Source organism: Finegoldia magna, from assembly GCF_003182075.1.
Taxonomy (GTDB): domain Bacteria; phylum Bacillota; class Clostridia; order Tissierellales; family Peptoniphilaceae; genus Finegoldia; species Finegoldia magna.
On the sequence record NZ_QGTH01000029.1, the window covers coordinates 1 to 11,309 of the forward strand.

Annotated in this window: 12 protein-coding genes and 1 tRNA gene; all 13 read right to left on the minus strand. The window is 33.4% G+C overall.

The annotated features are described in order from the left end of the window. Positions 1-182, minus strand: a 182-nt coding sequence (locus tag DES33_RS08845; protein ID WP_249033634.1) for a GTP-binding protein, incomplete at its 3' end; no start/stop codon positions are given. Positions 183-193: 11 nt separating this feature from the next. Beyond that, positions 194-2,281, minus strand: a complete 2,088-nt coding sequence (fusA, locus tag DES33_RS08850) for an elongation factor G (protein ID WP_094224502.1) — start codon at positions 2,279-2,281, stop codon at positions 194-196. A gap of 28 nt (positions 2,282-2,309) precedes the next feature. Further along, the gene (gene rpsG, locus DES33_RS08855) at positions 2,310-2,780 is read right to left on the minus strand and encodes a 30S ribosomal protein S7 (protein ID WP_002835373.1); all 471 of its coding nucleotides are present in this window, start codon (positions 2,778-2,780) and stop codon (positions 2,310-2,312) included. A gap of 109 nt (positions 2,781-2,889) precedes the next feature. Continuing rightward, positions 2,890-3,303: a 30S ribosomal protein S12 gene (rpsL, locus tag DES33_RS08860; protein WP_002835374.1), complete on the minus strand. Its 414-nt coding sequence runs from the start codon at positions 3,301-3,303 to the stop codon at positions 2,890-2,892. Positions 3,304-3,434: 131 nt separating this feature from the next. Next, positions 3,435-4,283 carry an ABC transporter ATP-binding protein gene (locus tag DES33_RS08865; RefSeq protein WP_110058747.1) on the minus strand — a complete coding sequence of 283 codons (849 nt, stop codon included), beginning with the start codon at positions 4,281-4,283 and terminating at the stop codon, positions 3,435-3,437. Further along, positions 4,283-6,727: a hypothetical protein gene (locus DES33_RS08870; protein ID WP_110058748.1), complete on the minus strand. Its 2,445-nt coding sequence runs from the start codon at positions 6,725-6,727 to the stop codon at positions 4,283-4,285. Before DES33_RS08870 ends, DES33_RS08865 begins: the two co-directional genes overlap by 1 nt. A 69-nt stretch (positions 6,728-6,796) precedes the next feature. Continuing rightward, positions 6,797-7,129 (minus strand): hypothetical protein, encoded by a 333-nt coding sequence (locus tag DES33_RS08875; protein ID WP_110058749.1) that lies wholly within the window; start codon positions 7,127-7,129, stop codon positions 6,797-6,799. A 105-nt stretch (positions 7,130-7,234) separates the two neighbouring features. Further along, complete coding sequence (locus DES33_RS08880; protein ID WP_110058750.1) at positions 7,235-8,026, minus strand: metallophosphoesterase; 792 nt, start codon at positions 8,024-8,026, stop codon at positions 7,235-7,237. Between the two features lie 45 nt (positions 8,027-8,071). Next, positions 8,072-8,147, minus strand: a tRNA-Lys gene (locus tag DES33_RS08885). Between the two features lie 101 nt (positions 8,148-8,248). Further along, complete coding sequence (locus DES33_RS08890) at positions 8,249-9,481, minus strand: diphosphate--fructose-6-phosphate 1-phosphotransferase (RefSeq protein WP_316102608.1); 1,233 nt, start codon at positions 9,479-9,481, stop codon at positions 8,249-8,251. Next, a complete protein-coding gene (locus tag DES33_RS08895) occupies positions 9,475-10,356 on the minus strand; it encodes a YitT family protein (protein WP_110058752.1) in 882 nt (293 codons plus the stop codon). The genes DES33_RS08890 and DES33_RS08895 overlap by 7 nt, the downstream gene beginning before the upstream one ends. Next, entirely contained in the window at positions 10,356-10,850 is a 495-nt protein-coding gene (locus tag DES33_RS08900; protein WP_110058753.1) for a hypothetical protein, read from the minus strand. The genes DES33_RS08895 and DES33_RS08900 overlap by 1 nt, the downstream gene beginning before the upstream one ends. A 69-nt stretch (positions 10,851-10,919) precedes the next feature. Beyond that, positions 10,920-11,210, minus strand: coding sequence for an HU family DNA-binding protein (locus DES33_RS08905; protein WP_110058754.1), 291 nt, complete (start codon positions 11,208-11,210; stop codon positions 10,920-10,922). Between the last annotated feature and the right edge of the window lie 99 nt (positions 11,211-11,309).

Consider the following 11,309-nt stretch of genomic DNA (forward strand, 5'->3'; position numbering starts at 1 on the left):
CCTCTTTCTCTTTCTTCTGGTGCTTTATCGATGTTAGCGTAGTCTACGAATTCTCCTGAGCCCATTCTCTTGTTTAATACAAGTGTTACGGCTGCAGTTAATGTTGTTTTACCGTGGTCAACGTGACCTATTGTACCAATGTTTACGTGTGGTTTATTTCTTTCAAATTTAGCTTTACTCATTTATAAGCCTCCTATTTATTATTCTTTTTTCCTATAACTTCTTCTGAAATTGAGTTAGGAACTTGTTCATAATGATCGAATTGCATTGAATATGTTGCACGACCTTGTGTTTTTGATCTTAAGTCTGTTGCATATCCAAACATTTCTGCCAATGGAATAAACGCATCTAATACGTGTACACCATTTTTAGGATTCATACCGTCAATCTTACCTCTTCTTGATGAAACGTCTCCCATTACATCTCCCAAGTATTCATCTGGAGTTGTGATTTCAACTTTCATCGCTGGTTCCAATAAGATTGGTTTTGCTTTTGCAACTGCTGCTCTGAAGCCCATAGAACCGGCAATTTTATATGCCATTTCTGATGAGTCGACATCGTGGTAAGAACCATCTAAAAGAGTAATCTTCATGTCAAGCATTGGATATCCACCTAAGATACCTGTTTGAGCTGCTTCTTCTGCACCTGCTTGAACTGATGGAATGTATTCTTTTGGAATAGCACCACCGACAATTGCATTAACAAATTCGATACCATTTGATTCTTCTGGATTGTCAAGTGGTTCAACTCTAAGAGTACAATCACCGTATTGTCCACGACCACCTGATTGTTTAACATATTTTCCTTGAGCTTCAGCTGCTTGAGTGATTGATTCTCTGTAAGCAACTTGTGGGTTACCGATATTAGCTTCTACTTTGAATTCACGTAAAAGTCTATCAACGATAATTTCAAGGTGAAGTTCACCCATACCAGAGATTATAGTATCGCCAGTTTCTTCGTCTGTATATGTTCTAAATGTTGGGTCTTCTTCTGCAAGTTTTGCAAGAGCAATACCCATTTTTTCTTGACTTGCTTTTGTTTTAGGTTCGATTGCTACCGAAATTACTGGATCTGGGAATTCCATGTTTTCAAGGATAACTTCGCTATCCATATCACATAAAGTGTCCCCAGTTGTTGTATCTTTTAATCCGATAATAGCTACGATGTCTCCAGCGTATGCTTTATCAATTTCTTCACGCTTGTTAGCGTGCATCATTAAGATACGACCTATTCTTTCTCTCTTACCTTTTGTTGAGTTGTAAACATAGCTTCCTGACTCAACACTTCCTGAATAAATTCTTGTGAACGCAAGCTTACCAACATATGGGTCAGTTGCGATTTTGAATGCTAATGCAGCAAATGGTTCTTCATCTGATGATTTTCTTGTAGTTGGCTCATCAGTTTGAGGATCCACACCTTTGATATCTGGTACATCAGTTGGCGCTGGCATATAATCAACTATTGCGTCCAATAAAGGTTGAACACCTTTGTTCTTATATGCAGAACCACAAAGTACTGGGTTCATTGCGTTAGCAATTGTTGCAGTTCTTATAGCTCTTTTGATTTCTTCTTCAGTTAATTCTTCACCTTCAAGGTATTTTTCCATTAACTCTTCATCGTGTTCTGCTATGTTTTCTAATAATTCTGCTCTATATTTTTCAGCTACTTCTACTAAGTCACTTGGAATATCTTCAACAGTGAATTCTGTTCCTAGTTCGTTTTTGTAGATATTAGCTTTCATTGTAATAAGATCAACTACACCTACGAATTTATCTTCAGCTCCGATAGGAATTTCGATAGGTACAGCATTTGCTCTCAATCTTTCTCTAATAGTGTCAACAGACATAAAGAAATCAGCGCCTGTTGCATCCATTTTATTGATGAAGCAAATTCTTGGTACGCCATATTTATCAGCTTGTCTCCAAACAGTTTCTGATTGTGGTTCTACACCGCTTTTCGCATCGAATAAAGCAACTGAACCGTCAAGAACTCTAAGAGATCTTTCTACTTCAACTGTGAAGTCAACGTGACCCGGTGTATCGATAATATTGATTCTGTTACCTTTCCAGAAACAAGTTGTTGCTGCAGAAGTAATTGTAATACCTCTTTCTTGTTCTTGAACCATCCAGTCCATTTGAGCGGCACCATCATGAGTGTCCCCAATTTTATGGATTTTACCTGAATAGTATAAAATACGTTCAGTAACTGTAGTTTTACCGGCATCAATATGGGCCATTATACCAATGTTTCTTGTATCTTTTAATGAAACTTGTCTAGCCATTTTTTCTCCTTACTTACTTTCCGATAGATTAGTATCTATAATGTGCAAAAGCCTTATTAGCTTCAGCCATCTTGTGTACGTCTTCTCTCTTCTTAACTGATGCACCAGTGTTATTAGCTGCATCCATGATTTCTTTAGCTAACTTTTCAACCATAGTTTTTTCACCACGAGCTCTTGTATAAGTTGTTAACCATCTCAAACCTAAAGTTTGTCTTCTTTCTGGTCTAACTTCGATAGGAACTTGGTAGTTAGCTCCACCTATTCTTCTAGTTTTAACTTCTAAGATAGGCATAATATTGTTCATTGCTTTGTAGAATACTTCAAGAGCGTCTTCTCCTGTAGTTTCTTTGATAATATCAAAAGCACCATAAACAATTTTTTGGGCAGTACCTTTTTTTCCGTCTAACATAATGTTGTTGATAAGCTTAGTAACTGTCTTATCATCGTAAACTGGATCTGGCATTACCTCTCTTTTTTGAACATGTCCTTTTCTTGGCACTTCGCTTCCCTCCTTACTATTTAGTATTTCTCAGGTACTCGAATTACATCGCTGTGCTATAAATGTATATTAAAATCTTTTATTCACACTAATACCTTTTGTTTTTGTTTTATTTCTTTGGTTTCTTAGCACCGTACTTTGAACGACCTTGCATTCTGTTTTGAACAGCTGCAGTATCCAAAGCACCTCTGACAATGTGGTATCTTACCCCTGGTAAGTCCTTTACTCTACCACCTCTGATTAATACAACACTGTGTTCTTGTAGGTTGTGTCCGATACCTGGAATGTAAGATAAAACTTCCATACCATTAGTTAAACGAACTCTGGCAACCTTACGAAGTGCTGAGTTAGGCTTTTTAGGAGTCATAGTTCTTACTGAAGTACATACGCCTCTTTTTTGAGGAGAGTTAGCTTCTGTATAGCTTTTTTTGATGCTGTTGAAGTTACGACTCAAAGCTGGTGAATCAGATTTGTAAGTTTTAGATTTTCTTCCTTGTCTTACTAATTGATTAATTGTTGGCAAATTTTCCACCTCCTGAAATTATTTTATGCATAAAAAAAGAATATACAAGATATTCTTATTTATCCTTGTATATTCTATCATTAACATTATGATATGTCAAACAAATTCTTAGTTTTTTGCATATTTTTATTTTAAATTCCAAAAATTTCTTTGTATCGTTCTTGAGAAGTTTTCGAACGTCTTTTGATATCCAAAATCTCAATATTATTTTCTATAATAACAGACAAAATATCATTAATACTACTGTTGTTTAAGCTTATCATATTTTTATCCATATTAAAACCCTTTGATTTCAAAACAGATGATAATTTTTCGTTATCGCTCGAGATAATCTCTATGAATTTTTCATTTTCCAAAACTTCTTCCAAAATTTTGCCGTCTTTTAAGAACAAAATATTATTGGTGATTTCATCGATATCGTTTAAAGAGTGACTGGATATTAGAATTCCCTGCCCATCTTTTGCTTTCTTCTTTATAAGAGCCATCATCTTTATAACGCTAGTTGGATCAAGACCAGAAAGCGGTTCATCAAGCAATATAATATCTCTTTGTGGCAAGAAATCCATCGCAAGCATCAGCTTCTTTTTCATCCCCAAAGAATACGAACCAGTCTTGCTTTTTACAAAACTTTCAATTCCTATTTCTTTGATAACCCTATCCACATCATCCTTGGTTCTTTTATAGACATTTTTGATATAGTTCAAATAATCCATGCCGTACAAGTTTTCATCCAAGATTTTCTCATCTTTGAAAAAAGAAATATAATTAAAAATCTTCTCATCTTTAAACTCTTTGCCGTCTACCAAAACTTGTCCGCCATCTCTTTTGAGTAGATTGGTCATAGTATTCATCAAAGTAGTCTTACCAGAGCCATTCGGTCCTACTAAAGCTTTGATTTGTCCTTTTTCAATACTAAAAGATATATCGTGAAGTATCTTTTTCTTTCCGTAACTTTTTTCAATATTTACTACTTCTAACATTATTTCCTCCTGCCAAATGAAACTCTGCCCAATACATAAAACAATATTGAACTAATCACAAGAACTACAACAGCCATCACCATCGTGTAAGAATTCTGTCTTATCAACGCCGACAAAAATCCCGTAGATACAAATCCCGAATCCACATAGTTAAATGGAACAAAAGATCCGATTACTCCCATATACTTTAATGCAGTGAATGGTACAATAAACGCAATTATAGATATTAATATCGTAAATAGTTTGTTAGTAGCAGTGTACATAGAATTTACAAACATACTGATAAATATCGTAAACAACACAGTTATTGTAAAAGATTCTAGTATATACACCAGAAATGGACCAACATTTGAGTAAATAATTCCACCGTCCACAATATAATTAATAATCGGAAAATCACCATCTCCAAATCCACCCATAATACCACCAGCTAAGAATAATATTACTGTTGCAACAAGGTTGATACCAATCGCATATATTACGCTTTCTATAATCTTGTACTTGTACGATTTTGTTCGACTTACAGGAAGTACAGACTTAAGTTCAAGCTGCTTATTCGATTTGATAATCGTAGATGTGAACAACAATAGTGCAAATACAATCATCACCACATTTAACTTGAGATAGAAGTAATCGTGTAACATCCCAAAAGCATTTGTTCTCTCTGATATACCATGAGTAATGTAGTAATTGATTTTAGGCAAAGTTCCCTTGAAGCTATCCACATCAAATGGATTATAATCAATTCCTAATTCCGGAATATAATATTTGTCAGTTGGCTTAATGTTATTGGTTATCATGTATTTTTGTTTGAAGAATGCTCCTTCAAGTGCAAAATCGTTGAATACATCCACCATTCCAGTTGTTTTACTAGCTGAACCACCATGAAGAACAACATTAAATTCGGTTACCCTTTCCTTGTTAATATTGTTGAACTTTTGGGGAGATTTGTATCTATTTTCGTAAGCTTCGAAGTATTTGTTCTCATTTTCGTAAAATTCCAAAGCATCTGAATGAGAATCTATCATTTCCTTTGCCCTTTTGCTATTGCCGTACTTTGCCTTAATCTCATTAATATCCCTATAAACCAAATTTTCTAAGGCAGAATTAAGATGGTTATAGTTTTTAGTTTGAATTGAATTAAAATTATGCCAATTGTTTTGTAGGCAGATATTTCCAACCAAAATAGCACACACGACAAACAATATCAAAAACCCATTAAATGATAGAACACGGTTTTTAATGGAACCTTTTAAGTTGAATACATTTCGATCTTTGTATGTATCATGAGATGTGAATTCTTTTCTCCTGTTCAAAAAAATCGTGCCTATAGCTGTTATCAAAAGCATAACCACTGTAGCAATCACAGGTTTTAACGAAAACGACTTGAACAAGCTTAGAGGATTGTATGCATGATTGAAGAAATTAAAATCAACCAATAGCAAACTCATTATTAAAACCAAAGTAAAGTACTTTACTTTAGTGTCTTGTATAAGTTTATCAACAAAAGAAAACGCAAATCCAAACGCCATAGTGATCAAAGCAAAAGGAAATACACTCTTAAAAAATGTGGACAAAGGCGTTCTCATAACGTAGGAGTATTCTCTTATCGAACCACCCCTGTCATGAACAGTCCTAATAACAAATGTAGAGTCGTAGTGATACGATAAGTCCCCAACACCATTTCCAGTTATTAAAGATGCCACAAACACTGTCAATAATGAAATGAAAATGTACATCACAATCATACACATAATAATACCAAAATTGTTCGCTACATCCTTTATTTTGGAATTCGATGTTACGCTGGTTATATCATCTTCTCTCATTGTGAAAATCATCACAAATCCTAGCAGAATTATCGGCACAGCTCCAAAAATCACGCCAGCTTCATCAAATATTACTTTGCTGAAACTGTGATTGTCATTCTCGTCAATCAATCTATCTTCTACGGAGTTTCTCTCTTTCAAGAAATTCATGTAGCCTTCTCCACTCAGTACAGCTCTCCTGAGCTCCTTAGGATTATCTATGTTTTCATCTGTATGGTATTTATTATTCAGAGCATCCAATTCATTAGTGTACTTTATGATATACTTTTCATTATAATTAGACTTATCGTACTTGTAGTTTTCATCAAGGCCATAAGCTTTCATCAAGTTTTGTAATACATTTTTCCCTTCAATCAGGTATTGCTTGTGGTCTTCGTAGCTTTTTTTGTCTGGTCCTTCCGGTGTTATTTTCTTCCAATCAGTTTTTTTGATAATTAACTCATCCCAACTGATATTATTAGAAATGGACATATCGCTTGAAATGAGAAAATCAAACGCATGGTTTGTTGTATTAAAATGCATAAAAAAAGAAACCAAACCCATAGTAATAGAAAACAGAATCAAAAATGGAAACAGTCTGTATCTGTATAATTTTTTTAGTTTGTAAGTAAACATTTTTGTCTCCTTTAATTTAAAATATTCGTGAAAAGTCGGCAAATACCGACTTTTCACATAATTATTACATTAATATCTATATCCTCCGCCCGGACCAGGACCACCACCTGTAAACCTATAAACATTTCCAGAGTATTTATAATACAAAACTCCATTTTCTTCAAAAGCAGGTCTTGCAGATCTATGCAAATAACCTTTATAACCTGCATTTTCGTACCAATATTCTGCTCCAACATTTCTTCGAATAATAGATACATATTTTCGTTGTTCATATTGTACTTCGATTGGTGGTTTATCAGCAGATTTTGCTTGTGTCAAAACCGGTGCCATCATTAAAAGACCAGTAAGTAATAATGTTCCTTTAATAGTTGTTTTAATTTTTTTATTGATATTTTTTCCCATGTTAATTCCTTTCTTTTATTTATTGATAATTATCTTTAAGGTACCTTACAATTAAATATTATACTTATTTTTCGTTTTTGTCAAGTGTTTTCCTAAAAATAAATATCACATTTTAATTTTTATTAAATTGATTTCTGGTCGATTAAATATCCTTGGAACTACGGTCTTTTCCTTGGCAAGTCCTCGTGATACTACCAGCGTATAATCGTCGTTGTACATTCCTCCTGCGTATTTTGGAAATAAACCTTGTCCTGGTGATATAATTCCATTTAATATAAAAGGAAGCCTCCATTGCCCTCCATGAGTGTGCCCCGATATCATCAAATCGAATTTTTTCAGATTTTTCTTGAAATAATAATCGGGTTTGTGAATCAAACATATATTAAAATTTTCTGAATTCAAATTCTCATCTAATCTGTCTAATTCATTCTCATAATCATCCAAGATTTCTCCAGATGAATCGTCCACTCCGATAAGTTTAATGTTGTTCGATAAGAACACTTCTTCATTATCTAGAATTTGTACACCATAATTTTTGATTGCCATGTCTATTTCATCCAGATTTTTTATTCTTTTTTCGTGATTTCCATGAACGTAGTAAATCTTCTTACCTAGTTGTTGCAATTGTTCCAGCAATTCAAATGCTTTTTGGGGTTTTAATTTGTCATCTACAATATCTCCACCCAACAAAATGACATCACAATCAAAGGATTTTATTTTATCCATTAATTTCTTTTGATTTATTCCATAATCACATGAATGAAGATCCGATAAGAATAATATGTCCATATCACGGTCAATCTTTTCAGATTTTATTTCGTATTGTACTATGTTGATTTTGTACGAAATTGATATTAGTAAAAATAATAATATCAATGCGGATACAATTAAATACATTTTTCACCTCAAATTAAAAAAACCGAGCTACAAAAGCTCGGCTATTGGTGGCTCATCCGGGACTCGAACCCGGGACACCCTGATTAAAAGTCAGGTGCTCTACCATCTGAGCTAATGAACCACGACTACCTTTCTATGATAGCACAATAATATTGTTTTGTAAAGTGTTTTTTACAATTTTTTAAAAAAGAGCAGAATTATTACCAACTCTGCTCTTTTGTTTTACAATTTCACAATATCTTCTTTGTCGAATGCAAAGTATTGTGCTATTCCATTTTTGTATTCTACGTCGATTTCTCCTTCGATTAAAGGAAGAATGTAGTCCATAAATTCGTCGTCGATTTGGAAATGGCTGTCTGTGTATTTTGGAATTATCATTTTGGTTTTGTTGGCAACTTTTTCTATATCGACAAGTTCGAATTCTGTCTTGTAAGGTTTGTTGGAAATTCTTTTGATTCCAACCATTTTACCTGAATGATTTTCTACACATTCTACAGAAAATTCTCCAACTTCAAATGATTCTTCAATGTCTGTCTTGGATGCAAATGACATGTCACATCGTTGAAGTATGTTCAGTTCAATACTTCTAATTGGCATATCGTAAATTTCTTTTAATTTATCTCTGATTATGTGAGATGGCCCTTGCAATTGTGCATGGCCGAACTTGTCTTTCTTGCCAGATGTTTTGGATATGAAGTTATTGGAAGAATCTTTAATACCTTCACTTACTAAAATCAAAATATTATCTGTTCTTTTGAAGTTTTCATTGATTTCCTTGACTAGGTTATCAAATTCAAATGTATCTTCACTTATATACACAAGATCTGCTCCAAGGTTACAAAGTTTCTTAGAAATTGCTCCTGCTGCTGTTAACCATCCAGCGTATCGTCCCATGATTTCAACAATAGTTATAGTTCTGTAGTCGTAGATTTCGACATCTTTAGCTATTTCATAGACAGAATTTGCTACAAACTTCGCTGCAGAACCAAATCCTGGTGTATGGTCAGTTCCAAATAAATCATTGTCGATTGTTTTCGGAGAGCCCATTACATGAATATCTTCTCCAATTTTTTCGATGTATTTGGATAATTGATACACTGTGTCCATTGAATCATTGCCACCAATGTAGATAAAATAATTAATGTTAAATGATTTCAAAATTTCCACGATTTTTGCAAGTTTTTCTTCGCTGTCTACTTTATATCTACAAGATCCCAATGCACTTGCTGGAGTGATTTTTAATCTGTTCAAATCTTCATCTGTTTTGATTTGTGCTTTCATATCTATGATTTTGGAATCTAGCAATCCTTGAACGCCGTATAAAGCTCCGTACACATTGTCAAATCCTAGCTCAATTGCTTTTTTATAACAACCAGCCAATGTTGCATTGATGGCACATGTCGGTCCACCTGATTGTGCTATTAATAAGTTTTTGATAATACCACTCCTTAATATTCTTCTCTTTCAAATCCTTTACCTAATACTTCGTATGCGTCATTTACCGTAATAAATGCACGAGGGTCAATCTTTTTCAATTTCTTCTTCAAATAAGCAACTTGTGCTCTCTTTAAAACGCAGAATATTATATCTTGTTCGTTATTCAAATAAGCACCTTCTCCGTGTAAGAAAGTGACACCACGATTCATATCTTGCATAATAATATTTGCAACTTCTTCGTTTTTCGAAGTTATTACAAAAACTTGTTTAGTTTCACCTATTCCCAATTCTATTTTATCCAAAACTCTGTAAGCTACAAACATCGAAATAATAGTATAAAATCCTTTATCAATACCATACAATGCACTACCTATAGCTATGATTACTGCATTACAAGCCATGAGTACATTTCCTATTGAGATATCTTTTTCGTTTTTCATAATAGCAGCTATGATATCCAAACCACCACTGCATGTACCAAATCTAAAAAGCGTACCCATCGACGTACCATTTATCGCTCCACCAACCACAGCTACAAGCATATCATCTTTTAAGATAAATGGATTTGGAAGATAGTGAAACAATGTCAAATACACTGACAACACAATGGTAGAAATCGCTGCGTAATTTACAAATTGTCTAGTTAAATACTTGTATCCAATAATCATAATTGGAATATTAAGCAAGAACACTGTAACTCCTGTAGGAATTCCAGTCATATATTGAACCAACAATCCAATACCAGTAGAACCTCCACTTAGAAAGTTCTTTTGACTGAAGAAAAAGTCAATTGCAACGGCAGCCAATAAGTTAGCCAACAAAATAGAAATGATTTTCTTCTTAGCATCACTTCTGCTACCAAAATTTTTTACAAAAAAATCCGTTTTACTCATTATTTTATAAATCCTAATCTTTCTTTAATATATACATCCCATATAAACAAAGCCACAGCAATGACAACGAATGTGTATTTTTCATCCTTTACATCCAATGTAAACTTTTCGTAGATGCTGAAACCTTTCTTGTTTAATTCTATATTGCCAAAATCTAGTACATTGATATGTTTAAAATCAGAAATATCAATTACTTTGTCGTTGTCGTATTTAATAGTGTTAGACATGTCAGACTCTAATCTAAAATTGACATTCTTGGAATTTATTACGTATTTTTTGTTATTATCATAAAAAATACGCTCAACCTTCATCACGACATCTTGGTTTTCATCGTAAAACACAAAATTTGAGCCCTTGTCAAAGCTTGACCCAATGAATGCATCAAAAAACGAGGTACTATTTCCTTCCTTGTATCCAGAATAAATAAGCTCATCATCCGATAAAATTCTAAATCTATCCTTTATGTCTTTGTTAATATAAAAATCGTAAATCATAATCAATCTTTCTTTGATAATTAAAAATTTAATAAATAAAAAAATCAGGCCATAGGCCTGATTTATAAACTATTTACTCTTTTTTTGGTTAACTGCTTCTTTTAAAGATTTACCAGCTTTAAATACAGGCGCATTTGATGCAGGAATTTGAATTTTTTCTTCAGGATTTCTTGGGTTTCTTCCTTCACGAGCTTTTCTTTCTCTTGATTCAAATGTACCAAATCCTACTAATTGTACTTTTTCACCTTTTGCTAATGTTTCTTCAACAGTTTTAATGAATGCGTTTAAAGCTCTTTCGCTTTCTACTTTTGATAGCTCACTTTTTTTAGCTATACTAGTTAATAATTCAGATTTATTCATCTTTTCCTCCTCGTATAATGTAGTTGTAGTAATAAATACTACTTTTTATTCTCAATCCCACTTTCATATGGGATAATAATTGTATAGATAGAGGTCGTA